The organism is Pedobacter kyonggii (assembly GCF_004310665.1).
Lineage (GTDB): Bacteria > Bacteroidota > Bacteroidia > Sphingobacteriales > Sphingobacteriaceae > Pedobacter > Pedobacter kyonggii.
The window spans coordinates 47,404-73,190 of sequence record NZ_SIXF01000009.1 but is presented as its reverse complement, the minus strand read 5'-3'; the positions used below and the strand labels follow the sequence as shown (position 1 = coordinate 73,190).

Here is a 25,787-nt window from a genome sequence, read left to right as displayed (position 1 = left end):
ATATTCATTGGGCTTGGATTTAAAATTGAATCTCAAAACGCCATATAGTGTTTCGACAGGCTCAACATGACACCCCATAAGGTGCCTTTCTTTTAACTTCTTTTGTAACTACTCCTGATCTGGTAACCTGTCCTTTTCATCCTTTTTGCGGTTAAAGCGGTAAACCAATGTTGCTGTGGTTAGTCTCCTGATTCCTTTAAAATTATGTGTTTAAAAATTTGAGCTAACCGCGCTTAAATAATGCGAACTGCTTTTAGCAAAACATTTCATCCTGAAACGAAAAAAGCCACTTCAGTGGCTTAAATGAGATGTTAACTTATAGATGCTAATTAAATACGTAAAACTTATTAAAGCACTTATAACATTTGTACCTCTTAACTGAAATCCATGGTATAAGCGTTTTAAAGAGAAAACCCCTTGGTACCCTATAGGTTTCGAAATTTTTACACTTCGGGCAAGATAAGCGGGTTTTAACTAAAGTTAATTCTTCTGTGGGTTCCATAATAAGCGTAAGTTTGGTTGGGTAAATCAAATTTACACAAAATAAAACCTAAGAATATCATCGAAAAACTACCATTTTGTTCATTTCATCGACTATTATTTCATTTTAAGGTAAAATATGCTCAAAAGGGTTCTTAAAGTTTTTTTGTTTATAATTTCTTGTTTATGTATCAGTTGACAGACAGTATTCGAGCGATTTTTTTAGCGCATCGTTGTTTCATTTCCTGTCCAATAAAAACAAGTTTATTTTTACGGTCTCCAAAATTATTATCCCAATCTGCATCAATTTCTGTTCTGTTTTTCAGATAGTCTACGCCAGAGCAATGCATAAGAAGTGTCGTTTTACCACTGCCTAAGAAGCCGCTCAATACGGTTACTGGTAATATCTTTATCATGTTAATGCAATTATGTTGCAAATATGCTTCTGGTTATTTTAAATGCAACCATATTGCCTTTATATTTGCAGACTAAATTTATTTTAATGAAACTACGGAGCTATAAAATCAACCTCGACCGGATCGGCATTACCGCCTCAACACTTTGTGCCATACATTGCGCAGCATTACCATTCCTGATCACTGTTTTGCCGATGTGGGGAATGGGGTTCCTGGCCAATGAAGCCGTTGAAATTACGATGATTGCAGTTTCATTGATTATCGGGGTATGGAGCTTAAGTGCTGCCTACCGGAAACAACATCGCCGTATTATGCCAATCCTGGTACTTATTTTAGGCTTTGCCTGCATTGCATTCGGGCATTTTTCAGGAATTGAGGTGCTGGAGCCGATTTTGATCCCACTTGGTGGATTTACCATTGCCATTGCTCACTACATCAATTTAAGAATGCTTAAATCTTGCCCCATAGATTATCAGCACTAAAAATTTATCCTTATTAATTAATATGTCAAAGAATTATAAAATCCTGTTTATCCCGGCATTGTTGTTCATCACCATGTTAAACCCTGCCTGTAAGCACGGTACAAATGATGGAATAGAACTCTACAGGCGTTATGCCATCAAAAATCTGGTAATTAAAAAAGTGCAAAAGGTGTTACATCATGATTAAGATCAGTTCACTGGCACATGTTTATGAGAAGGGGAGAAGTTTAAGGTTTCCTTGTTGGGAAATCGCAGATATGGAGCAATGGCTTTTACTGGGTGCCTCCGGCAGTGGAAAGAGTACACTGCTCAATATTATTTCTGGTCTTTTGGAGCCAAGCCAGGGTGAAGTTTTAATAAACGGAACCGATTTGTATACCTTGCCCGCAAGAGGGCGGGATCGGTTTAGGGGAAGACATATCGGTATCATTTTTCAAAGGCCGCATCTTATTCGTTCACTTGATGTGCTCGAGAACTTAGCGCTTGCTGCGGTAATGGCTGGGTTACCTATAGATCATGAACGGAACCTTTCACTTTTGCACGATCTGGGTATTGCCGAACTGGCTAAAAATTATCCTGACCAATTAAGTCAGGGGCAGTTGCAAAGGGTTTCAGTGGCGCGTGCATTGGTAAACAAACCCGATCTGCTGATTGCGGATGAGCCTACATCTAGCTTAGATGATGAAAATGCCAATCAGGTAATCCAGCTGCTGACTACCCAGGCTAAAGATAATGGAGCTGCACTGATCATTGCCACGCATGATCGAAGGGTTCGTGACCACATTACTAAAACCTATCTACTCTAATGAATATCTTTAAAATCAGTAGCAAAAACCTCATCAGGAATAAGCTAACAACAATTTTGAATATTATTTTAGTTGCCTTTGGTGTGGGCATCCTCTCTATTCTTTTTTTGGCTTCTACGCAGATTAGCAGCAAACTGGAAAAAAATGCTAAGGATATCGATCTGGTTGTGGGGGCAAAAGGAAGTCCCTTACAGTTGATATTAAGCAGTGTTTACCATATCGATTACCCAACAGGAAATATCCCGGCTAAAGATGCTTATAAATTAATGCAGAACCCAATGGTTAAAAGAGCGGTTCCATTGGCATTGGGCGATAATTATAACGGCTACCGGATTGTTGGCACCGATAGCACTTTCTCCAATCTTTACGGTTTATCTATCCAAAAGGGCAGTTTTTGGCATCAAGATTTAGAAGTAACCCTTGGTAGCACTGTTGCATTAACATCGGGGCTCAGGATTGGCGATTTATTTTTCGGCGCACATGGTTTAACCGGGAATGGAGATGTTCATAAACAACATGCTTACCAGGTAAAAGGGATCTTAAAACCACAGGGAAATATAACCGATAATCTGATCCTCACTAATATTGGCAGTGTGTATAAAATGCATGAAGAGAAGCATGTTGAAGGCCATAGCCACGTTTCTGCAGAAGAAGCCAAAGAGATTAACGATAAACAGATTACAGCCTTGCTGATCCAGTATAAATCGCCAATGTCGGTTATTCTTTTCCCGCGGATGGTTAACCAGAGTACAAACATGCAGGCGGCCTCTCCGGCGATGGAAAGTGCGAGGTTGTTTTCGCTGATCGGCGTTGGTATTGACACGTTACAATGGTTCGCTATATTTATTATGGGCATAGCTGCCCTGAGTATTTTTATCAGCCTTTATAACGCCATGAAAGAGCGGAAATACGACCTGGCTATTATGCGCTGTCTGGGAGCATCAAAATCAAAACTCTTTTTCCTGGTCATGTTCGAAGGGGTTTTGGTTACGTTTATCGGCTCTTGTTTGGGTTTGTTGATCGGGCATGTTGCCCTTGAGGTAATTGGGGCCAATCAGGAATCTGCTCAGGCAAAATTAACCGGGCTTACTGCAATTCCGCAGGAGATATATTTAATCTGGATCGGACTGTTTATCGGCGCTTTAGCCTCGCTTATCCCTGCTATGCAGATTTACAAGGTTGATATTGCCGAAACTTTAACCAAAAACAGATAACCCGGTTGAGGTTGATACGATGAAGAAGTTGGTTTTATTGGTTGTTTCATGTTTAGTTATCCACGTAGTAGCGGCGCAGGTTAAGGTACATACCGACATGCGCACGCCTACCTGGAACCTGATCGGTTTAAGGTATGATGCCGAAATTGCTCCAAAGAAATGGGGGAGCGTTTTTCCACCGGCATTAAAGGCATTACACAATAAGGTTATCGAGCTGCCCGGTTACATCATTCCCACAAAGGTAGGGGCGAAATTTAGCGAGTTTATGTTCTCTATTGTACCCATTGCCTCCTGTCCGTACTGTGGCTCTGGAGATATTCCATCAATGGTGCAGGTGAAAATGATGACGGCTATTCCCATTACCGAAAAACCGATCAAACTGAAAGGGATATTCATTATTAACGATTCGGGTGATGATAGGAGCGAGTTTTTTCTTTTAAATGCAAAACAGTTATGATGAAAAAATGTATAACGGTTTTATTGATATTGACCTCTTTTGCGGCTGTTGGGCAGGTAAGTGTACATACCGATATGCGCACCCCCACCTGGAACCTGATTGGATTAAAATACGATAAGCAGGTAAAACCATTGGTTTGGCAGGCTGTTTTTCCACCTGCATTAAAGGCAATCGATAATAAGATAATCGAAATCCCTGGGTATATTATTCCTACTAAAGTTGGCAATAGCTTCAGCGAGTTTATGTTTTCTATTGTGCCCGTTGCCTCCTGCCCGTATTGTGGCACGGGCGATATCCCTTCGATGATAGAAGTGAAGACTTTAAAACCGATTACCTGGACCGAAGAGCCCATTACCCTGAAAGGCAAATTTATAATCAACGATTCTGGTGATAGCCGATCTACTTTTTTTCTTTTAGATGCTATAAAACGATGAGACATTTGTACTTTATTTTCTTTCTGTTTTCGGTTTGTTCAGCTAGTGCACAAACGCAAAAGCACAACCCAAAAGATCAGTTGCGGTCTTTAAATTGGGATGTAATCGGCTCAGTGAAATTTGAACTTACCGAAAAGAACGAGCTTTTGCCCCTGTTTACAGAATCGATCAGGCGTTTTGAGAATAGGGAGTTTGATTTAACAGGTTACCTGATCCCTATAAAAAGCGGACAGAAACAACAGAAATTTCTTTTGGCTACCCTGCCCATTAACCAATGTTATTTCTGTGGACAAAATGGTATTCCGGTAATGATTATGGTTGAGATGGAAAGTGCGGTGCCTTATGGCGAAAAACCCATCCATGTACGGGGGATTTTAAAATTGGAACAAAAGGATGCGAGCTATGCACCACCAATAAGTATCAAAAATGCCAAACTGATTAATTAATTGCTTATTTTTGTATTGCTATGGAAAACAAAACAGCGCGTTTCGAAAAACTTTTGGTTAAAAACGGACTAAAAAGAACTGCCCCACGTTTACAGGTGCTGGAGATTTTGAGCGGAAGAGATTCTGCAACATCTCAGCCCTATCTGGAGCAGGTGATGGGAAAGGATGCAGACCGTGTTACTTTATACCGTGTTTTGCAGGCTTTTGAAGAAAAAGGGATTATACATAAGGTTTTAGATCAACAGGGTACAGCCAATTATGCCATCTGTTCTGATGGCTGCAGCGCACACGAGCACCATGATGAACATGTGCATTTTAACTGCGATAACTGCCATAAAATTTACTGTTTGGATACCGTTAAAATTCCGGCATTAAAAGTTCCTGCCGGATTTAAAGTAGAGCACCTTAATCTGATTGCTACCGGTTTATGCGCGAGCTGTTCGGATAAGGTAAATTAGCGTTTACTGTACTAAAAGATTACAACCCCTGATATCGGCATTGTCAAACCGGCCCAATACTTCAAAACTTTGATCAGGATTTATTCTCCCCAAATCCTGCGTAGCAATAAATGAGCAAGAATTGAGATTGGCCAGATCGATTACATTGATGCCACCAGTCCTGCCATTTGCTATCAAACTTAAAGGATCGTTGGTGTCACGGATTAAAACCTGCATCCAGCTTGGGCAGTTAAAGATACCTTCACCCAAAGAATAAGCCTGAGAGAGTAGCTCGGTCATTCCATATTCGCTATGGATAGCTTTTACGCCAAATCCTTCCGTTAACTGTTCATGTAGCTCTTCGCGTACCATTTCTTTACGTTTCCCTTTCATTCCTCCTGTTTCCATTACAATCAACTCGGGGAAATCGATTTCAAACTGTTCTATAAAATCGAGCAATGCATAAGTAACACCAATTAAAACGGTTTTCTGTTTTTTTGATTTAAGATCCAGGAGGGTTTTCAGCAATTCATCATGGTTGTATAAAAAGTAACCACTTTGTGGATGCCTGCTTTTTTCGATCAGATCGTTCACCATGTAGATCAGCGATGAACCAGCTCGCTGTTGATAGGATGGGAGCAGGGCCAAAAAGCAATATTCAGTAATGTCTCCGTAAAATTGGGCAAAAGCCTGTAGATAGCTCTGCTCATACAATTTAACGTTGGTTACATGATGGCTGCTCTGTACCATGCCTGTAGTGCCGGAGCTGCTGAAAGTAATTTCGACAGGATCGGTACTGCTGAGGATGGAATGGCTTTTAAAAAAACTGATGGGTAAAAAAGGTATCTGTGCAATTTGGCCCACCTCATCAGCATCAACACCTAAGTGAAAGATATATTCGCGGTAAACATTGCAGCTTTGAGCCTGTAACTTAAAAATGCTTAAGGCAAGGGCGTTAAACGCATCGCTACCTTTTACAGAAAATATATCGTTAGCTGTTAAATTCACAGGGCAAAAGTACGAAGCATTATGCTATTTTCTCGTCAGTTTTTTTCGCCAGCATTGCCATGCGGAACTGATAACCACAGTAACCGCTGATCCCCGCAACCATTCCACTTAAAATCCCAGTAACCAATAGCAGTGCCCACCAGAGTTTTATGCCCGTCATTACGGCCACACGACCGGCAAGGACGTTGTCATTAGGCAAGCTTTTAAATAAAGCATATCCGATCCAAAGTAAGAAAATAGCGAGGAAAGATTGCCAAAAGGCTATTTTGCCTGTTTTGCCGATAATGCCGCAGGTGGCAAAAGAAATTACAATAATGATCCACCAGGGGGCAATCATTTGTAAAAGGAAACAGATTATTAATATAACAATGAAAACCATTTTAGCCTATTTAGAAATTTTTAAACGAGAAATAACCGTGCCCGATTTATCATCAGGACTCTGCATATAAAACAGATTGTATAATTTACCATTTGCCCAGGTATCGGTCATGTTATCATAAAATTTGCTTCCGGGATTACCTGATTGGCCGCCTGGATAAACGCCATGCCCTTTTGGCGTTTTACCCAATTCGATCACCATCCGCCATGATGGTCCGTTGGCTTCGCTCAAAGCATTAATTGTAGTTTTCGCGCCACCAATCTGTAAAACTTTCGAACCGAATCCCGGTATTTTGGCCAGGTGTGGTACATTGGTCTGTTTTACATTTGCCCAGTCCCAATCTTTGTTTATCGGCCCAAAGCGTCTTTCCAAACTATCGCAGCTATATTTAAAAGCTTCGTTAACCAGGTCAGATAATGTTTCTTTTTTGCTGGTATTGATATTATCATACCAGGTTGCGTTGGGTTCTTTCAGGATCATTTCCACCGTGCGGTCTCTCGAAGGGTAACGCATCGGGATTCCTTTAACCTCGAATTCGTCCGCCCAGATATTATGTGATAAGCGTTTGGTCCATATCTCAAATACGCTTGCTGCAATTTCATGGGCATCATAACGTTTGTTCCATTTGTTCAGGTAAGCCAATGCTTCTTTTTGTGTTGCGTTTAACTGCTCATTATTCAATAAGGGCAATAAAGCAGGAACCAGGTTTTGTGCCATAATGCTATAATTATCGGTCTGCATCAAACGGATGCTATCCAGTGTGGCCTTGTTCATGGCCGATAAGCGGTCGTTGATCCTTTTGCCACGCTCGTAAGGTGCAAATTCCCAGTTAATATAGTATGGATAAGTCGTATCGGTAGAAGACTGGTTGGCCGAGCTTACAAAACCACGCGGCGGATTCTTAACTGTTGGATTCTGTGCATTTGGGATCCAGCCATGCCAATCGTAGGCCGGGTCGGTACCATCGAGAATAAACTTGCCCTGATCCTTCCATTTCAAAGGAAATTTACCATTTGGCGTGATGGCAATATCGTTATCCATACTGGCGAAAACAAAGTTCTGTGCAGGTGCAGTATAGTAAGTTAAAGCCTTACGGTAGTCGTTATAATTTTTTCCGCGGTTCAGGTAATAAAAAGTCATGAGCTCGTTCGATTCATCATGTGCAATCCATCTCAAAGCATCGCCAACAGGTACATTATCGGCCCTGCCGTATTTTGGTTTCTGGAAATATACCACCGGCCCGTGATGCGTATAGTAAACGGTATCTATTTCATGTTTTCCACCACGGATTTTAATCGTTTCCAATCTCTTTGTTGTGGCTTTCCATTTATTGTTGTACCAATATTCGTTGTGGGTAGGATCTTTAAACTTAATCTGATAAAAATCCAGTACATCAGCGGCAACATTAGTCACACCCCAGGCTATTTTCTGGTTAAAACCTATAATTACGCCCGGAGCACCAGGTAATGAAACGCCATAAGTATTTACGCCAGGTGCATGTAGTTGGATCTGATACCAGATTGAAGGAAGTGTTAAATCCAAATGTGGATCGTTTGCCAAAATCGGGTACCCTGATGCAGTTTTAGCGCCAGATAAAGCCCAGTTATTACTGCCAATGCCTTCTACTTTTTCTGTCGTTTTTACCTCTCCGGTTTGCGCCTGGGTAAAGCTTTCTGGTGTTTTAGGTGTTGGCAAGGGAGAGAAATCCCATTTTGTGCCAACAGGGATGATCGGGTCTTCGCGGAACGGGTAATCCGGGAAGAGATTTTTGGTTACCTCTGGGCCAAATTTTTTCAAGATGTTGGTCATGTAAAATTCGTCAGAACCCATGGCTAATACCGCCGACATCTGTTTTAGGAGCAGCGCACATTTTACAGGCGTCCAGTTTTCAGGCTTAAAATCGAGTATCTTGTATTCTAAGGGATAATTGGCTTTAGAAAGCGTTTTGATATAGGCATTGATCCCTTCGGTATAAGCTAAGATCATTTCTTTTGCTTTAGGATCGGCCATCATACCTTTTAACGAGTTTTCTGCACCGTAAACCATGCCCATCCGGCGTTGATAGCGGTCTACCTCTATCGCTTTATCGCCAACTACTTCACTAATTCTCCCCGCAGCAAAACGGGTCTGGAAATCCATTTGCCAAAGGCGGTGCATGGCGGTTACATAACCTTGTGCCAGATACAGATCATGATCATTCTGTGCGAAAATATGTGGAATCATGCGGTCGTCAAAAACGATTTCGATTTTATCTATTGCCCCTTTGATTTTCGCTTTATGGTTAAACATAAAATGATTGTTCTCTGCATTTTGCCAGAATCCCATAAAAGGATCTAAGAACTTTAACAGTGGAGGTGTACTGCCTAATTTGGTATTAAATAAAAAAGCTAATGCTATCGGAATAATGATGCAGAATACGGCTTTAATTTTATTCATAATGGTTAGCTAACAAGTCTTTCGCTAAGATAGGGCAAAATGACGGTTTATGTTTAATGCAAAATACAACAAACTGTATATCAATCAAAATTATAATTCGAATTGAAATTATTATGCTAACATAATTTGTTTAATTCAAAAAAAGAGTTTAAGTTTATATAACTAATAATACAAACAACCAAATTAACAATCGTTTATGAGCAGAATTTTTACACAGATCTTCTACGTGTTATTATTTGTGTACGCAGGCAACATCGCGGCACAGGCACAAAGTATTACGGTGAGCGGTACCGTAAAAGATAAGCAATCGAAAGAAGGCCTAGCAGGTGTGAGTTTAACCATCAAAGGCCATTCTGGTGGTACAGCCTCCACAAGCAACGGTAGTTTTACATTTACAACAACGGCTAAGGTTCCCTTTACGCTGGTGGCGTCTTACGTAGGCTATGGCACAGTTGAACAGCAAATTACTGGAAATGCTACGGGAATTAACCTGGAACTCGAAACGGCAGTGATTTTAGGAGGGGATGTGGTTGTTTCGGCTTCGCGTACTCCCGAACGCATATTGGAATCACCGGTTTCTATCGAGCGGATGAGTGCTGCTTCTATCAGGGAAATTGCCGCACCATCATTTTACGATGCTTTGAATAACTTGAAGGGTGTAGAAAGCAGTATGCAGAGTTTAACTTTCAAGTCGATTAATACACGTGGTTTCAATTCAAATGGTAATACCCGTTTTAATCAATATATAGATGGAATGGATAACCAGGCACCTGGATTAAATTTTTCGGTAGGTAATATTGTGGGTATAACTGAGCTCGATGTAGATAATGTTGAACTCCTGCCAGGTGCTTCATCTGCCCTTTATGGAGCAGGCGGTATTAATGGTACCTTATTGATGACCTCAAAAGATCCTTTTAAATATCCTGGCGCAAGCTTTCAATATAAAACAGGGGTAAACCATGTTAACGATGATAACAGCAGTGTGCAGCCTTTCAATCAGTTGGATGTGCGCATGGCAAAATCATGGAACAATAAGTTTGGCGTAAAAGCTGCATTTTCATTTTTGCAGGCCAAAGATTGGATTGGAAATAACTATTCAAACTTCGATAGGGTAGCAAGAACTGCAAAATCTGGTGATAGAAACAGTGATACGAATTATGACGGGATAAATAGCTATGGTGATGAAGTGAGCCAGAATATGCGTAATGTGGCTTTAAGTGTACAAAATGCAACCATTGCCGGAATTAATACGGGCTCTGGTGGTTTAATACCAAATATTAAAGCATTAATGGACGGGACTTTTGGTGGCGCCATTCCAAATGCAGCACAACAGGCAGGGTTTTTGGCAGGATTACCATCAGCATTGCGTGGTCCGGTACAAAATTATTTTCCTTTTTACGTGGGTTTGAAAGCAGGTTTAATCCCTGATCAGAATGTTTCAAGAACGGGTTATAACGAAGAAAATTTAGTTGATTATGATACCAAATCGTTAAAAGCTTCAGGAGCATTATATTATAACATCAGCAGTACGGTACAGGTAGTTGGTCAGGCGAATTGGGGTACCGGAACTTCAGTTTATACTGGTTCTGACCGTTATTCTTTGCGCAACTTTAACATTGGCCAATATAAATTAGAGGTAAAAGGCGAAGATTTTTTTGTGAAAGCCTATACCACTCAAGAGCGTTCTGGTGACTCTTATATTTCCTCTATTTTGGGTAGTTATGTTAATGAGATATCTAAACCATCAACAAGCTGGTTTCCACAGTATATAGGTAACTATGTTGGTGCAAGAGCAGCAGGACAAAATGATGCTGCGGCACATGCATTTGCAAGAGGAATTGCCAATCAAGGTCGTTTTGAGCCGGGCAGCCCGCAGTTTGAAGCTGCAAAAGATAAAGTGATGAATACCACAATCAGTGCAACAAGTATTAACGCGCTCGATCCTTCAAAAAGTGTTTACGGTGCGAAATTCGATGATAAGTCAAATCTATATCACTACGAAGGCATGTATAACTTTACCAATCTTTTCGATAAAGTGGTCGAGTTTCAGGTTGGTGCATCATACCGTTTATATGATTTAAATTCTGCTGGAACAATTTTTAACGACTTGACAAATTCTATCGATATTAAAGAATACGGGGCATTTGCGCAGATCGGTAAAAAACTTTTTAACGATAAGGTTAAATTTACTTTTGCAGGCCGTTATGATAAAAGTCAGAATTTTGAAGGCCGGTTTACACCAAGGGTAACTGGGGTGTTCACCGTTGCTAAAAACAATAACATCAGGGTTTCTTACCAAACAGGTTACCGTAACCCAACCACACAAAATCAATACATCGACCTTTCGGTAGGTGGAGGTTCTCAAAGATTGATTGGTGGCTTGCCTGAAATTATGTTTTCTAAATACCATCTTGATAGTAATAAGCCGTTCACAGATGTAAGTTACCGTGCATTTTTAGCATCAGCAGCTGCAACAGGAACACCTAACCCGGCATTGTTGCAACAATATACTTTTGATTCAAGAGGTGTACGTCCAGAGAGTGTTCAATCTTATGAATTAGGGTATAAAGGCTTACTTCTTCCAAATTTATTGCTTGATGCTTATGGTTATTACAACATTTATAAAGATTTTATCACTGCAGTAGATGTTTATCAGAATGTTAACGGAAGTTTTGTGAAATTTGGTGTTCCGGTCAATGCAGAAGGTAAAGTAACTTCTTATGGTGCAGCTTTAGGTTTAGATTATTTAGTGGGTAAATATACCATCAGCGGTAACGTTTCCTATAATGAAATCGGAGATTTGCCAGTTAATTACATTAACGATTTCAATACCCCGAAAATCCGTTACAACCTGGGTTTTGGTAATAAAGAAATTATTAAAAACTTTGGTTTTAATTTGGCGTATCGTTGGCAAGACCAATTCTACTGGAATTCTTCTTTTGCCTCAGGACAGGTACCTGCATACAGCTCTTTGGATGCACAGGTGAGTTTAAGAATCCCTTCAGTACAATCAATTGTTAAACTGGGTGGTTCGAACGTACTGAACAAATATTATTTCACTTCTTACGGAAATCCATCAGCAGGCGCTATCTATTACGTAGCCATTAGTTTTAATCCATAACCAGTTAATTGAGTTTTAAGGGCCTTCTATGCTAAAAGTATAGAGGGCTTTTTTACCACTATGTGACTGGTTTATCCTTGTTGCTGCTATCAATCGCCTCTGTTAAATCTTCTTTAACGAACTCCCATATTTTCCCTTTTAAACATATTGGATCAAAGTCATTATCTGCAGTAAGAAAGTTGGTGAAGTTTTTTCTGATCATTTCTTCATCATGAGTCCATTCGAAACGTTTTTTATGAAGTTCAATCATATCACTTACACTATAATTATCTAGCAATTCGTGTAAGTCCCAAAAATCTTTCTTTCTGCCACCTCTTTGTACAATATCCATCTTCATTGCAATGATTTCAGGTATGGTTGCCATGCGCACACCATCATGATCTGTAAAATCTTCAAAAAATGGGTCCATGCTGTAAAAGAGATCTAGTTTAACAATATTTTCTTTATGTGTGCCAATAAGATAGGACTTTCCTAAACCAGCAAACTGACCAAAATCACCTTGAACAAAGGCAAACTTATCCCGGAGTAACTTCTCAATTAGATCAAAGTCTATTGATCCATATTTTGCATCTGTAAAAAGATCAATGTCTATCGATAAACGGTGACCGAGATAAAGACTAAGCGCTGTTCCACCAACCAGTCGAAATTCACATAGCTCCTTTGCTTGCATAAGTTCAAGCAAGCAGCTTTTTAAAAGTTCGTTAACGGTATTCCAATACATAATTTGATTTTTAGATATCTCGACCGGTTTGGTCAATACTATTAATGGCTACTTTATTCACTAAATCTTGCCCGTAATATCTAATTAGTTCATTTTTTTCATCACTATTTCCCCGCTCCAATACCCTTTGAATAACAGATTTATATTGGCTTTTCCAGTTTATTTTATCAAAATCGGTATCCCAAAAAAGAATCTTTCTGAGAATTGATAAATTGGGTTTATCGGCTGCATTCCGTTTATTTTTTTCTTTCTGTATCTCATAGTAAGCCTGGAGTATCAGCATGGTGCCTTCTTCTAAACCTAAAATTTGATCTAGCTTAATGGAAAGTGAAGCTGTGACTCCTCTTTTGCCTTTTGTGATATCATTTAAGGTCTGAGGATATTCGTTTAAAGAAAGCGCCAATGGGCCCTTTTTAAGCCTCCTTTTTTTAAGCTCACGTTCCAGTATAAGACCGGGGTGGATGCCTTTAAACTTATCGATCAATTTTTCCATATTCAAAAATAAACAAAAATGTTTATAGTTTTATGTTTATGGATAATTTACAGTACAGCTTATTTATTAAATAAAGGATGATACTAAATCTTCAGGCAAAATTGTGAAATAACATAGCTTAGTGTAAAAATCACACTATTAAAACAATCTTTTCATAAAAAAGCTACACCCCTTTTGTAAAATATTTGTATTATAGTACTTTCTTAAGCACATCCCGGTTTAAGAACCATGAATTTAAAATTTTGAATAAATAAGGATGGAAGCGCAAAACGACAAACCTAACGAGACAAGTGATCTGATCGAAAAGGAGCAAGAAATACAGCATTTAAACAATCCAGTTGATATATCGGTAAAGCCAATTGTTAAACAGTACCTTGGCGCAGTTAAAAAAGTAAAAAAAGAGGGCAACCGTTTTTATTTTTCTGATGGCGATGCAAGAGTAGAAGTTCGGGTGGTAAGCGACGATATTATCCGCGTTCGCCTGGCTCCTCATGGCGTTTTCTTAGACGATTTTTCTTATGCCGTACCCGAAGTAGATCAAAAAGTGTCTGTTTTTAAAATGCAGGAACACGACGATCATTTTACGATCTCTACCCATGCGGTAACCTGTAAAATAGAAAAAGCAAACTTCCATATTTCTTTTTCTGATAATATTACCAATGTAGTAATGGTTGATGAAGCCAATTCTATGCACTGGGAAGAAAATGTAGATTTTGGTGGTTATTATATCTACGCAACCAAAAAATGCCACCCTGAAGAAAATTTCTTTGGTTTGGGTGATAAATCTGGTAATTTTAACCTGCGGGGGCGCCGTTTCGAAAACTGGAATACCGATGCTTACTCCTTCGGTTGGAACCAGGACCCACTTTACCGTACTATACCTTTTTATATCGGTTTGCACAACCAGGCTGCCTATGGTATCTTTTTCGATAATACCTTTAAATCGTATTTCGATTTCGGGTCGGAGGATGTAAATAAAACCAGTTTTTGGGCCGATGGCGGAGAACTGCAATATTATTATATCCATGGCCCGCATATTATGGATGTGGTTAAACGTTATGCAACTTTAACGGGAACACACCCGATGCCACCAAAATGGACTTTGGGTTATCAGCAGTGCCGCTGGAGTTATTACCCTGAAACAAAAGTTAAAGAAATAGCCAAACAGTTCAGGGAACGTAAAATCCCTTGCGATGCCATTTATCTGGATATCGATTACATGGATGGCTACCGCTGTTTTACCTGGAATAAAAAATACTTCCCAGATCCGCGGAGAATGATCAAAGAGCTATCTGATGATGGTTTTAAAACCGTTGTAATGATCGATCCCGGAATTAAGGTAGATGATGATTACTGGGTGTTTAAAGAAGGTAAAGAGAAAAGATTTTTCTGTCGCCGCAGCGACGATTATTATATGGAAGGGCATGTTTGGCCAGGGCGCTGTCAGTTTCCCGATTTTACCAATCCAAAGGTACGGAGCTGGTGGGGTAATTTATATAAAGAGCTGGTAGATATGGGCGTTGCAGGTTTCTGGAACGATATGAACGAACCAGCTGTGTTCGGTTCAGGAACTTTTCCTAACGATGTCCGCCATAATTATGATGGGTACCGCGGCTCACACCGTAAGGCACACAATGTTTATGGCATGCAGATGGTGCGTTCTACCTACGAAGGCTTAAAAAAACTGATGCGCAATAAACGTCCGTTTACCATTACACGTGCGGGTTATGCGGGCATGCAGCGTTATGCAAGTGTTTGGACTGGCGATAATATTGCAACCTGGGAGCATTTAAAGATCGGAAATATACAGTGCCAGCGTTTATCGGTTTCTGGTGTGCCTTTCTGTGGAACAGATATCGGCGGATTTAGTGGTGAGCCAGATGGAGAGTTGTTTACCCGTTGGATCCAGCTAGGTACATTTTCTCCTTTTATGCGTGCACACTCTGCCGGCGATACCGCTGAACGGGAACCTTGGAGCTTCGGCGAGTTTTTCGAAGATATCAACCGTAAGTTTATCGAATTAAGATATCGTTTAATGCCTTATCTATATTCGGTTTTCTGGGAGCATCATCGTTATGGCTTTCCTATTTTAAGGCCTTTAGTAATGCTTGAGCAAGAAAATATCAGCAACAGTTTCCGTCAGGATGAATTTTGCTATGGTGATAAACTATTGATATGCCCGGTTTTAGAACAGGGTGCAATATCTAGAAAAGTTTACCTCCCAAAAGGCACCTGGTATAATTTCTGGACCAACGAAATCCTGGATGGCGGCAACGAATATACGGTTGATGCGAAGATAGACAGTATGCCAATGTTTGTAAGGGCAGGTACAGTTTTGCCAGAATATCCGGTAATGCAATATGTTGATGAAAAATCGATTACCGAAGTAGTCTTAAATATTTATCATAGCGATTATGAGGTTAATTCATACATGTACGAAGATCATGGCGATACGTTTGCCTATGAGCAGGATATTTATCTGGAAAAGAAATTCACTGTAAAAGGCGATACCCAGGCCATTAAAGTGAACCAGCGTAATGAAGGATTGTATACGCCTAATTATGAATTTTATGTTTGCAATGTTATCGGCGTAAAATTCCAGGTCAAAAAGATCATTATCGATAACAAAGAGGTGAAAGACTTTTATACCGATGATCAGGATATCCTGCATTTTAAATGCAATAAGAACTTTTTAGAAATACAGATCTTGAGTCTGTAAACATTGAGCCCCAAATGCTGTTTGGTATTTGGGGTTTCATCTAATCTAACCAAAATACCTATGCCAGCAGCAAAAAAAGTTCCTGTAAAAAAAACATCCCAACCAAAAACTGATCAACAGCAATCCGTTTGGATACACAGTTTATTTACCGATTACGATATCGATCTTTTTCTTGTAGGAAAGCATTTTAGGCTTTATGAGAAAATGGGCTCACATTTAATTACTGTTGATGGAACCGCTGGGACTTATTTTTCGGTTTGGGCTCCAAATGCCATCCGTGTAAGTGTAGTGGGTAATTTTAACGATTGGAACAACGCTTCACATCCGCTGAGCGTACGGTGGGATAAATCGGGTATCTGGGAAGGTTTTATCCCTGGAATTGCAAAGGGCGAGGTTTATAAATATTTTGTTAAAGGTTTTGATGAATCTGAGCATTTAAAAGGCGATCCTTATGCCAGAAGATGGGAACATCCGCCACAAACAGCTTGTATTGTTTGGGATACCGATTATACCTGGAAAGATAAAGCCTGGCTTAAAAAAAGAGCAAAAATAAATGCTTTGGATCAACCCATCTCGGTATATGAGATACATCTAGGCTCCTGGGAGCGCGATCCGGATAATCCAGAACGTGTTTTGAACTGCAGGGAAGTTGCTGGCAGGCTAGTGCCTTATGTAAAGGAAATGGGTTTTACGCATGTAGAACTGATGCCTGTAATGGAGTTTCCGTATTTCCCCAGCTGGGGTTATCAGATTACAGGTTATTTTGGTGCAAGTTCGCGTTATGGTTCCCCGCAGGATTTAATGTATCTGATTGATGCGCTCCATAAAGCAGATATTGCAGTGATATTGGATTGGGTTCCTTCTCATTTCCCAGGTGATAGGCATGGTTTGTATGAGTTTGATGGAACACATCTGTACGAACACGCCGATATGCGGAAAGGCTTTCATCCAGACTGGAAATCATATATTTTCAATTATGATCGAAACGAAGTACGCTCTTTTTTGATTAGTAATGCCATGTTTTGGATTGACCAATATCATGCAGATGGCCTAAGGGTAGATGCCGTAGCATCGATGTTATATTTCAATTTCTCCAGAGAAGATGGAGATGCCGCAACAAACGAATATGGTGGAAGTGAAAACTTTGGGGCAATACAGTTTTTGCAGGACCTGAATGTTGCCGTTTATGGAAATTTTGATGGTGTACAGACCATTGCCGAAGAAAGCAGTACCTATCCTGGTGTAACCCATCCGGTACATGCTGGCGGATTGGGTTTCGGCATGAAATGGATGATGGGCTGGATGAACGATACCTTAAAGTATTTTAAAGTAGAAACCCTCGGCCGGAAACACCACCACCATCAGTTGAGCTTTAGCATGACTTATGCCTTTACCGAAAATTTTATGTTGCCTTTCTCTCATGATGAAGTCGTACACGGTAAATCGCCAATGTTGTATAAAATGCCTGGAGATGACTGGCAGAAATTTGCAAATTTAAGGGCACTTTATGGTTATATGTTCACCCATCCGGGAGCAAAACTGCTGTTTATGGGGAATGAGTTTGGCGAAACCAACGAATGGAACTTTACGCAATCACTAGATTGGCATTTGCTTCAATATGCACCGCACAAGGGCATGCAGGAAACCGTTAAGGCTTTAAACTTCCTGTACCGCAAAGAACCGGCATTGTATCATTTCAATTTTAGTTATGAAGGCTTTCAATGGCTCGATGCCGATAATGCAAACGAATCTGTCTTCACATTTATGCGCAAAGGACCAAAAGCAAAAGATACTTTGGTTATTGCGATAAACTTAACGCCAGTGGTGCGTGAAAATTATAGAATCGGGGTACCTTTTAAAACCAAATGGACAGAAATTTTTAATACCGATGACATTGTTTATTATGGAGGCGGTATTAATAACAGAGGGGATATCATTCCTGATCTGGAAAATTACAATGGACAGGAATACTCGATAGTTATCGATCTGCCACCCTTGGCTGTAGTGATTTTTAAGACCAAGTAAAATATTATTGGTCCCTATTTTACGCCAAAACCGCATATAAAAACATAGTTTGGCGCGATATAGGTTTTTATATCACGCCAAAACCTCAATTTTTTCTAAAATGTCTTAAATAAGAAAAGCCTCCCATTGCTGGAAGGCTTTCTTAAACTCTGGAGTGGAAGCTTCCAGAGAGGGTGCAAAGATACAATAACTCTTTTCTCTTGCAAGTATTATCTGCTAAAAAAAATATGGCAGTCTCTTTGCCATCAATTATTCTTACCGATTGATATTTCAAGTTCTTTTTACCAGCAAAAAAAATCGGTTATGCTAAGTTGTTGGAATATTTTCACATAGGCTATCTGCCCGGAGGTCTGTAGTTTTTGAATTCTTTAGTTTTGTTGATAAACATCAATAAAACGGGCTTTATAGTACTGTGAGAGGGGTAATGAATGAAATGAACGGCTAATTTGCCTATGTGCCTCCGTACTTTTGTATCAACGAACAAACAAACTATTTATTTTTTCTCTTTACTTTAAGCAATTGAAAGGACGCTCTTGTCTATCTTTCTTGGTGCTTGTGCTTTTTCTTATGCCCACGTATTTGCGTGCGCAGGTTGTAGCACAGTGTGAAAATACAAAGCGTACTTACGCAGATTTTCAAGGATCAATCCAATACGGATTTAAGGTATTGGGTGGGTCTTTAATTATGGGTACCATTTCAGATGCAGGAAATGCTGTTAATGGACAGGTTAAAGATGCATCAACATTAGGCGTTGGACTTGGCCTGGCAGGATTGGCATCTTCGACCCAATTCTTACAGTTTAATGCTGCCGGTGGTTCACCCAGATCAATTCCTGCCAATACTCCTGTTACCATAAAAATTTCACTCCCCACCGAAGTGTTAAGCGTTTTAAGCGGCGTAGAGATAGGAACATTTACAGGTTTACACACGGTTGCTGCTGATTGGCCACTATTGGGATTACTTGGTCCGGGTCATGATGCGGGATATGAAGCAACTATTGTTCCGATTTATAACGCTACCAATATAGCCGGTGTAATTAGCGGTTCGGGAGAGGTTGAGATTACACTCACGCCTAGCCAGATATATAACGGGATTTATGTAAAGGTATCAGGCAATTTACTCTCGGTAGCGTTGTCTACAAAGCTTTTCCATGCCTACATTATGGAAACGACTACTGATAAGATTGATTGTGATGAGGTAATTGATGTGCTGTCGGGAGTACAGCCTACTGTTATTGGCGGGGTGTTAAATGCAACCGGAAAGGTAACTGATCCTTTCAATTCGATAGATAGCGATAAAGATAGCTATGCGCTGATGGATGTTGGGGTCTCGGTATTAAACAAAATATACCTGACGGCAATATTTAACAAGCCTTCGCAGCCTGGCGACTCAGTAAGTATAATTTTAGGCAAGCCGGGCGGTGGGTTGTTGGATTTGAATCTGCTGACCGGATTTACCATACAGCCTTATTTAAATGGGGTCAAAGCGGGCGATGCCTTCGATAATACAGGGACTTTTCTAAACCTTAGGCTTTTTCCGGGTTCCACAGATAAATATATACTCACCTTTCCGATTAGCGAGGTTTACGACCGTTTAGAAATCACTACCGGTGGATTGGCCGGTGTGCTGGGCTCACTTCAGATTTATGACATTAAAAGGAAATTGGCTAAGCCACGCACACTGATTGATCCTATCGCTGAGGATGCCAGGACCATCTGCCAAGGAGAAACCACTACCTTTTCCATTAACAATCCACAGTCCTGTACAGAATATAAATGGTATGATGCAGAAACGGGGGGCAATTTGTTGCATACCGGAGAAAATTATACTCCTCCATCCTCGCTACTTGCCGGAGATTATAGTTATTATGTACAAGGTAGCAGAACCTATTGCGTAACAGGGGTTTCTGAAAGACTCCGTGTAAAATTAAAGGTTAATCCATTACCTCCGCTCGATGTTCCGGGTACAACAATCTGCAGTGGAGCAACAGCTGCGTTAGCGGTCAGCAATTCCGATATCGCCCAATATACATACAATTGGTATGCTGCCTCCAATGGAGTTACACCATTTAATACAGGGGCAACCTATACAACGCCCGCTCTTAATGCAAACACGACCTACTATGCAGAAGCTATTAATACATTAACGGGCTGTAAGAATGTTGGGGGCCGTAAAGCAGTATTGGTAAATGTTAAACCTATTGCTGTTGTAAATCCGATTATTGGCGTAAATACCATCTGCGAAGGAACTACCACTACTTTAACCAATGATAATCCTTCTGGCATTTGGAGCAGTAGCGATGCAGCTATTGCAACAATAGATCCTACAGGCAAAGTTATTGCAATTACAGCTGGAAGCACTGTCATCAGTTACACCGTTGCTGATGATGCGACGTATTGCGGAAAAAAAGTTGATTTTAATTTAACCGTAAATCCACAGCCAAATTTGACTTTAGAGCCAGATCCGGGAATTTGCGAAGGACTTAGTACCACCAAAATTGCTTACGCTAACCCGGTTTTCGACCCCATTATTTATAGCATCACCTGGGTAGCTGGACCAATTTCGAATGTTTCAAACCAAGCTTTACCAGCAAATGAAATTACAATCAACGTTCCATCAAATACACCGGTAGCAGTATATCAAGGGGTATTGACCATTAAAAATGCAAACGGCTGCGAACGGGCTATTCCTTTTAGTTTTAGAGTAAAGCTTGTGCCACATAAACCTACAGTATCTATTAATTAAAAAGAAAATAAATTATTCATCCCTAACAAATTAACATTATGACAAAAAAATCTACAAAACGAAATCTAAGAATCTTTGTATTCTTAATGTTCTTATTACCGCTGGGTGCTTTTGCACAAACGCCAAATGTATACCTGTGTGGAACAGGTACAGTAAAACTTACCCCAACATTTACGGATTATACCCCTGCTGCTAACGATAAAATTATCTGGTCGGTAGATGGTACTCCGCAGGCTCCTGTTATATATGCTACCGCTGCTGATGCAATCTATAACGTTCCCGCAACACTAGCCACCGGAACACATACTTATTCTGTACAGGTTGTACCAGCTGATGCAAATCTTTGTCCTAGTGATGCTTCAGACAATACTGTTGTGGAAAAACTTCCTCCTCCTGCAATTGCTGTAAATGCGCCAGGAAGTGTTTATTGTACTGATCAGACTGCAACCACGGTAATTACTGCAAGCAAGGATGCTGGACTTACGCTACCAACAGGTGTTTCGTTGGTTTATACATGGTCTGTAACCAAAGGTGGCGTAGCGGTTACTGATCTAACAACTGTTGGTGCATCATCAGGTACAAACAACGAATTGTTTACTTTAAAAGCAGGAGTTACGCCTGAGGCATATGTGTTTACTGCCGAAGGTAAATATTCAGTTGGATCTGCTACTATTGTACCTTCTACAAGTTGTACTGCAACTGCATTTAAAGCAATCACTGTTACTGTTAAACCAGGTAAAGCAACTATCGCTGTCGCGCCATAGAGTGTTATTTTTATAAGCTCTAACCATTATGATGTTTAACAGATTAGGGATAATTGTGCTCGGTGTGCTGCTGCTTTCTGCAGCAGCATGCTTTGCGCAATCTAATAATCCCAATACGCTTAATCTTAAACCAGGCGTTACTGTTAAATTGAGGGCCAACGGTACAGGTGCTACCTCTTATCAATGGTTCAGAAATGGAAATGCTATATCAGGTGCTACCGAGCAAGATTATGTGGTTAGCACTGCGGGGAAATATACTGTTATTACTTTTAGCTTAGGCGGCTGTAGCTCTGATCTGTCCGAAGAAATGGAAGTGGTGATGGAGACGGCCATATCAGCAGATGTTTCCATAGTTAAAAGATCTGAAAGCAGACAGGTAATCAATACTGAGGTGTTTAAATATAATTTATTGGTGCGCAATAACGGACTCGGTGAAGCTACCAACATACAGGTAAAGGATGACCTTCCAGAAAATCTAACCTTTGTAAGTGTCGATCCAACTATTGTGGGCACCGCAAGTTATAACGATCAGACCAAGACAGTTTCCTGGGCGATCCCATCACTTGCCAATGGCAGTTTTGTTGAGCTGATCATTAATGTAAGGGCAATGAAACCTGGTAATGTTGTTAATAGCGCCAGGGTTACCATCAACGAAATAGATCCCGATCCATCAAACAATATATCGGTTGATACCAAAGAAATTACTGGGCTTAAAATACCTAATGTGTTTACGCCAAACGGCGATGGAAAAAATGAAACCTTTTTTATTGAACGCTTAGACCGATATAGCGAAAATCAGCTCACCATTATTAACCGGTGGGGAAGTACCGTTTATGAGAAAGATAGCTATTTAAACGACTGGACAGCTAACGGTTTGGTAGATGGAACGTATTTCTATGTGCTTAAGGTAAAAACTGCAAGTGCTCAATGGCAGGAATTTAAAGGTTATGTTACCGTGATCAGGTAAGTGGATTTAACATATAAGGGTATGAAACTAAATTATACAGATGAAAAAGATTGTTGTAACGGCATTATTTAATTTAATCTGCCTTTGTCTGTTCGCTCAGCAGAATGCCCAGTTTGGACAATATATGTTCAATGGTTTATATATCAACCCGGCTTATGCAGGCTACAAAGAAGAGCTATATATGCAGGCTTTTGTCCGAGCCCAATGGACGGGTATTCAGGGCGCTCCCCAAACGCTTTCCATATCGGTAGATGAAGCGGTTAAGGAAGAAAGTTTAGGCTTGGGTCTATTGGTGTCGAAAGATAAAATCGGGGCACAGAACTCGTTAAACCTATCAGGAAATTTTGCGTACCGCATTAAGCTAGACCGTACCGAAACCAATGTACTTGCTTTTGGCGTTGGAGTAGGGGTAATGCAGATGGGGCTTAACGGAAGTTTGTTAGATCCAAATGAAACTGGCGACAACAAGATTCCTACAGGATATGAAAGCCGTATTGTGCCCGATATTAGGGCAGGAGTGCATTATTCGAACGCAAAATTCTTTATCGGTTTCTCTGCCAATAACCTGCTTACACAATACCTTCCTGTTTTTAGGGATAATAATCTCTTAAGTATTACTTCTAAACCGCATTTTTATTTAACGGCGGGAATGGTATTTCCAGTGAACAATGATTTTATGTTCAAACCTACTTTTTTGATCAAAGATGATCTGAACGGGCCAACCTCGTTGGATCTTAATGCTTTTTTAATGATCAAAGAAAAAATTTGGTTAGGTGCTGCGTATAGAACCTCCGTAAAATTTTATCCTAAGCCAGCATTACAAAGCGATTTAAGGGCAAGGAGTGCAATCGGATTGGTTACCGAGTTTTTTGTCCGCGAAAACCTCCGGATTGGCTATGGTTACGATTATAGTTTAAATAAATTCGGTAGCTATGATTATGGCTCACACGAAATATCTATTGGTTATTATCTGCAAACTGCAAAAAGCAGAAGACCAAAGTGTTACTTTTAAAATTGGCATTTCTCTGTGCGGGCTGCGCGCATTTGCTTTTTTTTGTAAAAAAAAATGAACGAAATGAATGTTATAAAAACGTTTCGCCTTATTTGTTACGTTCTTTTTTAGATTGTCAGCCTCTGCCAGGCATATTCTATTCGTTGTTAATAAGACTAAACTTAGAATTTTTACCCGGATATCAGTTTGTGCTTCAAAATATTAAGAAATCCTTATAAAAAAGGCATTTAAACATCATAATTGTCTTAATAATCTACTTTATTTTTATATTCCGTTAAAAATGGCTATACTTAAGGGTCTAAATTCTATCCCTATTTGTGTATGCTCGAATCCCGCAAGGTATTTTTAGTAAACGCTGTATTAAATTATTTCAGCAGTTTATGCCCTATAACCCCTGGATTTATCCAGGAAATAGAAAAAAATGTAGATACTCTTCTAATTAAGAAAAATAAATACATTTTATCTCCTATTGATAATAATGAATATGTTTTTTTTGTAGTATCAGGCTTGGTAAGAGGTTTTATTAAAGATGGTAATAAAGAGATTACTACTTGGATCAGTTTAGGGACCGAATTTGTTGGAGCGATTCAACATCCCGATGAAAACATTCAACCTTCAATCGAATATTTGCAGGCATTGGAAAATTCAGAATTGGTTGCCATCCCACACTTATTGATTGATAAGCTTTACGCCAGTTATCAGGAAACGAATGTTATTGGCAGAAAGATTTTAGCGCTCCAGTATCATGCCGCCTCAGAGCGGGCCATAATAGCTCGAATCCCTTCGGCTGAAAGGCGTTATGAAAAATTCTTGGAACTAAACTCTTTTGATATATCTAGAGTGCCATTGAGGTGCATAGCCAGTTATTTAGGTATGCGCATGGAAACACTTAGCCGCATACGCAGTAAGTTGGTAAGGGAGCTGGTGTAATTAAATAAAAAAATTGTTTCCCGGCCAATCATAACAGGATAGGTCGATTCGTACGGAAAGAATACTCATTTTAAACGCTATGTTTACATAATATTATACACTTTTACATATTGATGTACAATCTTAAATTGCATATATTAAACATCATATTTGTGTTTAAATTTGGGTAAGTAAAAATTAAATCAACGGGACGATTTAGATTACACTCGTAAGCCTCTCTTTTAAGGGAGGCTTATTTTGTTTCAGTCTGCCAGTGTTTATATACCCAGTTAAGCCTTCATTCAATATTGTTAATGTTTCTGATTAGTAGTATATTTATGTATGGAGGTAGTAGTTGGATTATTAATTATGTTACTTGGCATTCCCTGGAAAAAGATAGGAAAGTGGCTGGAATTTGAAAAGTAGTGGCATTTGGATATGAATGATACCCTCTGGAAAAGCATACAGCAATTTGATTTCGATCATCCACCGGGCGAATATAACTTTTCGATCAGGTTGGCTAGTGAAAACCAATGGACAAAAGACTTTACCGAAAAAGCCATATTAGAATATAAAAAATTTATGTATATGGCGGCCATTTCTGATGTAATGGTTTCCCCTTCTGCCATTGTCGATACGGTTTGGCATCAGCACCTCATTTTTACACAATCTTATCAGGTTTTTTGTGCGCTAGTTGGTAGGCAGATCCAGCATGTGCCCTCTACACACCAAAAAGAGCAGGCAGAACAGTTTAGACTGGCAAAAGAACGGACGAGTCGCATTTATCATGAACATTTTGGAGCACAGCCCAAAGCGATTTGGGAATATGATACCATGTTGGCCGGCTTGAAACTCGAACCGGCCAAACTTAAAACTGGTTTTTTGTCTTATACGGTGTACTGGTTTTCATCTTGCTTACAGTTCCTTCTTATTACTTGCTTAAACCTGTTTATATCCATATTGATAATCCCTATTTTATTTTGGGTTTTCTCGGGTTGGCGCTCCCTGCCTATGTAATACTCAGTTTATATACCAAAATAGATTTAAACAGATTGCGCGCGATTTCGATCGGCAGTCGTTCGTTTGCCATCTTAAACCATTTGAGCTGGTTTATCTTAAAAGACAACAACTTGCCGAGGTAATAAACGGGCCCATAAGCGAACTTATTCATGCAGGTATACTAAAGGTAAATGCCCATCGCCGTATTTATATTTCAAAGGATATAGATAACCTCTCCGGAGAGCAGCTTCAGGTTGTTTCGGTGTTAAAAGATAGGGGCGAAGTCTTCTATCCAGAATTGCTAGGGCAATTGCAGA

23 protein-coding genes are annotated in these 25,787 nt (G+C 39.9%); 17 read left to right on the top strand and 6 right to left on the bottom strand.

Features of this window, described 5'->3' with window-relative positions:
* Positions 1-671: 671 nt before the first annotated feature.
* A complete protein-coding gene (locus tag EYS08_RS26330) occupies positions 672-896 on the bottom strand; it encodes a GTP-binding protein (protein ID WP_244215933.1) in 225 nt (74 codons plus the stop codon).
* Positions 897-982: 86 nt separating this feature from the next.
* Here EYS08_RS26330 and EYS08_RS11470 point away from each other — a divergent pair, with 86 nt between their 5' ends.
* Genes EYS08_RS11470 through EYS08_RS11440 form a run of 8 tightly spaced genes read left to right on the top strand, consistent with a single transcriptional unit; the run spans position 983 to position 5,193 of the window.
* Positions 983-1,378, top strand: coding sequence for a MerC domain-containing protein (locus EYS08_RS11470; protein WP_131030164.1), 396 nt, complete (start codon positions 983-985; stop codon positions 1,376-1,378).
* 22 nt (positions 1,379-1,400) lie between these two features.
* Positions 1,401-1,565, top strand: coding sequence for a hypothetical protein (locus EYS08_RS25705; protein ID WP_165456428.1), 165 nt, complete (start codon positions 1,401-1,403; stop codon positions 1,563-1,565).
* Positions 1,558-2,184 (top strand): ABC transporter ATP-binding protein, encoded by a 627-nt coding sequence (locus EYS08_RS11465; RefSeq protein ID WP_131030163.1) that lies wholly within the window; start codon positions 1,558-1,560, stop codon positions 2,182-2,184. Before EYS08_RS25705 ends, EYS08_RS11465 begins: the two co-directional genes overlap by 8 nt.
* Positions 2,184-3,398 (top strand): ABC transporter permease, encoded by a 1,215-nt coding sequence (locus EYS08_RS11460; RefSeq protein ID WP_131030162.1) that lies wholly within the window; start codon positions 2,184-2,186, stop codon positions 3,396-3,398. The genes EYS08_RS11465 and EYS08_RS11460 overlap by 1 nt, the downstream gene beginning before the upstream one ends.
* Before the next feature lie 19 nt (positions 3,399-3,417).
* Positions 3,418-3,855 (top strand): hypothetical protein, encoded by a 438-nt coding sequence (locus EYS08_RS11455; RefSeq protein ID WP_131030161.1) that lies wholly within the window; start codon positions 3,418-3,420, stop codon positions 3,853-3,855.
* Positions 3,852-4,289, top strand: coding sequence for a hypothetical protein (locus EYS08_RS11450; protein WP_131030160.1), 438 nt, complete (start codon positions 3,852-3,854; stop codon positions 4,287-4,289). The genes EYS08_RS11455 and EYS08_RS11450 overlap by 4 nt, the downstream gene beginning before the upstream one ends.
* Entirely contained in the window at positions 4,286-4,735 is a 450-nt protein-coding gene (locus EYS08_RS11445) for a hypothetical protein (protein WP_131030159.1), read from the top strand. The genes EYS08_RS11450 and EYS08_RS11445 overlap by 4 nt, the downstream gene beginning before the upstream one ends.
* A 20-nt stretch (positions 4,736-4,755) precedes the next feature.
* Positions 4,756-5,193 (top strand): Fur family transcriptional regulator, encoded by a 438-nt coding sequence (locus EYS08_RS11440; protein WP_131030158.1) that lies wholly within the window; start codon positions 4,756-4,758, stop codon positions 5,191-5,193.
* A 3-nt stretch (positions 5,194-5,196) separates the two neighbouring features.
* Here the strand turns inward: EYS08_RS11440 and EYS08_RS11435 are convergent, their stop codons facing one another.
* The 3 genes from EYS08_RS11435 to EYS08_RS11425 are packed head-to-tail and all read right to left on the bottom strand — an operon-like array spanning position 5,197 to position 8,995.
* Positions 5,197-6,180 (bottom strand): LuxE/PaaK family acyltransferase, encoded by a 984-nt coding sequence (locus tag EYS08_RS11435; RefSeq protein WP_131030157.1) that lies wholly within the window; start codon positions 6,178-6,180, stop codon positions 5,197-5,199.
* A 19-nt stretch (positions 6,181-6,199) separates the two neighbouring features.
* Complete coding sequence (locus EYS08_RS11430) at positions 6,200-6,559, bottom strand: hypothetical protein (protein ID WP_131030156.1); 360 nt, start codon at positions 6,557-6,559, stop codon at positions 6,200-6,202.
* Between the two features lie 6 nt (positions 6,560-6,565).
* A complete protein-coding gene (locus EYS08_RS11425; RefSeq protein ID WP_131030155.1) occupies positions 6,566-8,995 on the bottom strand; it encodes a penicillin acylase family protein in 2,430 nt (809 codons plus the stop codon).
* A gap of 196 nt (positions 8,996-9,191) precedes the next feature.
* Here EYS08_RS11425 and EYS08_RS11420 point away from each other — a divergent pair, with 196 nt between their 5' ends.
* Entirely contained in the window at positions 9,192-12,116 is a 2,925-nt protein-coding gene (locus EYS08_RS11420; protein ID WP_131030154.1) for a TonB-dependent receptor, read from the top strand.
* Between the two features lie 58 nt (positions 12,117-12,174).
* Here the strand turns inward: EYS08_RS11420 and EYS08_RS11415 are convergent, their stop codons facing one another.
* Positions 12,175-12,837, bottom strand: coding sequence for a nucleotidyl transferase AbiEii/AbiGii toxin family protein (locus tag EYS08_RS11415; protein WP_131030153.1), 663 nt, complete (start codon positions 12,835-12,837; stop codon positions 12,175-12,177).
* A 10-nt stretch (positions 12,838-12,847) separates the two neighbouring features.
* A complete protein-coding gene (locus EYS08_RS11410) occupies positions 12,848-13,330 on the bottom strand; it encodes a helix-turn-helix transcriptional regulator (RefSeq protein WP_131030152.1) in 483 nt (160 codons plus the stop codon).
* A 256-nt stretch (positions 13,331-13,586) separates the two neighbouring features.
* Between EYS08_RS11410 and EYS08_RS11405 the strand changes: the two genes are divergently transcribed.
* The 8 genes from EYS08_RS11405 to EYS08_RS11370 all read left to right on the top strand — a co-directional run bounded on the left by EYS08_RS11405 (position 13,587) and on the right by EYS08_RS11370 (position 25,488).
* Complete coding sequence (locus EYS08_RS11405; protein WP_131030151.1) at positions 13,587-16,049, top strand: glycoside hydrolase family 31 protein; 2,463 nt, start codon at positions 13,587-13,589, stop codon at positions 16,047-16,049.
* A gap of 60 nt (positions 16,050-16,109) precedes the next feature.
* Positions 16,110-18,074, top strand: a complete 1,965-nt coding sequence (gene glgB / locus EYS08_RS11400; protein WP_131030150.1) for a 1,4-alpha-glucan branching protein GlgB — start codon at positions 16,110-16,112, stop codon at positions 18,072-18,074.
* A 567-nt stretch (positions 18,075-18,641) separates the two neighbouring features.
* Complete coding sequence (locus EYS08_RS11395; protein ID WP_131030149.1) at positions 18,642-20,819, top strand: immunoglobulin domain-containing protein; 2,178 nt, start codon at positions 18,642-18,644, stop codon at positions 20,817-20,819.
* A gap of 38 nt (positions 20,820-20,857) precedes the next feature.
* On the top strand, positions 20,858-21,583 hold the full coding sequence (locus EYS08_RS11390; protein ID WP_131030148.1) for a hypothetical protein: 726 nt from the start codon (positions 20,858-20,860) through the stop codon (positions 21,581-21,583).
* 28 nt (positions 21,584-21,611) lie between these two features.
* Positions 21,612-22,550, top strand: coding sequence for a T9SS type B sorting domain-containing protein (locus EYS08_RS11385; RefSeq protein WP_244215932.1), 939 nt, complete (start codon positions 21,612-21,614; stop codon positions 22,548-22,550).
* A gap of 40 nt (positions 22,551-22,590) precedes the next feature.
* Complete coding sequence (locus tag EYS08_RS11380; RefSeq protein WP_131030147.1) at positions 22,591-23,562, top strand: PorP/SprF family type IX secretion system membrane protein; 972 nt, start codon at positions 22,591-22,593, stop codon at positions 23,560-23,562.
* A gap of 321 nt (positions 23,563-23,883) precedes the next feature.
* Entirely contained in the window at positions 23,884-24,492 is a 609-nt protein-coding gene (locus tag EYS08_RS11375; RefSeq protein WP_131030146.1) for a Crp/Fnr family transcriptional regulator, read from the top strand.
* Positions 24,493-24,909: 417 nt separating this feature from the next.
* A complete protein-coding gene (locus EYS08_RS11370; protein WP_131030145.1) occupies positions 24,910-25,488 on the top strand; it encodes a glycine-rich domain-containing protein in 579 nt (192 codons plus the stop codon).
* Positions 25,489-25,787 lie beyond the last annotated feature (299 nt).

Bases quoted from the DNA above. Each gene is read 5' to 3' on its own strand.
- EYS08_RS11395 (WP_131030149.1), top strand. From the start codon at position 18,642: ATGCCCACGTATTTGCGTGCGCAGGTTGTAGCACAGTGTGAAAATACA.
- EYS08_RS11385 (WP_244215932.1), top strand. From the start codon at position 21,612: ATGATGTTTAACAGATTAGGGATAATTGTGCTCGGTGTGCTGCTGCTT.
- EYS08_RS11455 (WP_131030161.1), top strand. From the start codon at position 3,418: ATGAAGAAGTTGGTTTTATTGGTTGTTTCATGTTTAGTTATCCACGTA.
- EYS08_RS11390 (WP_131030148.1), top strand. From the start codon at position 20,858: ATGACAAAAAAATCTACAAAACGAAATCTAAGAATCTTTGTATTCTTA.
- EYS08_RS25705 (WP_165456428.1), top strand. From the start codon at position 1,401: ATGTCAAAGAATTATAAAATCCTGTTTATCCCGGCATTGTTGTTCATC.
- EYS08_RS11425 (WP_131030155.1), bottom strand. From the start codon at position 8,995: ATGAATAAAATTAAAGCCGTATTCTGCATCATTATTCCGATAGCATTA.
- EYS08_RS11370 (WP_131030145.1), top strand. From the start codon at position 24,910: ATGAATGATACCCTCTGGAAAAGCATACAGCAATTTGATTTCGATCAT.
- EYS08_RS11445 (WP_131030159.1), top strand. From the start codon at position 4,286: ATGAGACATTTGTACTTTATTTTCTTTCTGTTTTCGGTTTGTTCAGCT.
- EYS08_RS11460 (WP_131030162.1), top strand. From the start codon at position 2,184: ATGAATATCTTTAAAATCAGTAGCAAAAACCTCATCAGGAATAAGCTA.
- EYS08_RS11380 (WP_131030147.1), top strand. From the start codon at position 22,591: ATGAAAAAGATTGTTGTAACGGCATTATTTAATTTAATCTGCCTTTGT.
- EYS08_RS11470 (WP_131030164.1), top strand. From the start codon at position 983: ATGAAACTACGGAGCTATAAAATCAACCTCGACCGGATCGGCATTACC.
- EYS08_RS11465 (WP_131030163.1), top strand. From the start codon at position 1,558: ATGATTAAGATCAGTTCACTGGCACATGTTTATGAGAAGGGGAGAAGT.
- EYS08_RS11450 (WP_131030160.1), top strand. From the start codon at position 3,852: ATGATGAAAAAATGTATAACGGTTTTATTGATATTGACCTCTTTTGCG.
- EYS08_RS11410 (WP_131030152.1), bottom strand. From the start codon at position 13,330: ATGGAAAAATTGATCGATAAGTTTAAAGGCATCCACCCCGGTCTTATA.
- glgB (WP_131030150.1), top strand. From the start codon at position 16,110: ATGCCAGCAGCAAAAAAAGTTCCTGTAAAAAAAACATCCCAACCAAAA.
- EYS08_RS11440 (WP_131030158.1), top strand. From the start codon at position 4,756: ATGGAAAACAAAACAGCGCGTTTCGAAAAACTTTTGGTTAAAAACGGA.
- EYS08_RS11405 (WP_131030151.1), top strand. From the start codon at position 13,587: ATGGAAGCGCAAAACGACAAACCTAACGAGACAAGTGATCTGATCGAA.
- EYS08_RS11375 (WP_131030146.1), top strand. From the start codon at position 23,884: ATGCTCGAATCCCGCAAGGTATTTTTAGTAAACGCTGTATTAAATTAT.
- EYS08_RS11415 (WP_131030153.1), bottom strand. From the start codon at position 12,837: ATGTATTGGAATACCGTTAACGAACTTTTAAAAAGCTGCTTGCTTGAA.
- EYS08_RS26330 (WP_244215933.1), bottom strand. From the start codon at position 896: ATGATAAAGATATTACCAGTAACCGTATTGAGCGGCTTCTTAGGCAGT.
- EYS08_RS11420 (WP_131030154.1), top strand. From the start codon at position 9,192: ATGAGCAGAATTTTTACACAGATCTTCTACGTGTTATTATTTGTGTAC.
- EYS08_RS11430 (WP_131030156.1), bottom strand. From the start codon at position 6,559: ATGGTTTTCATTGTTATATTAATAATCTGTTTCCTTTTACAAATGATT.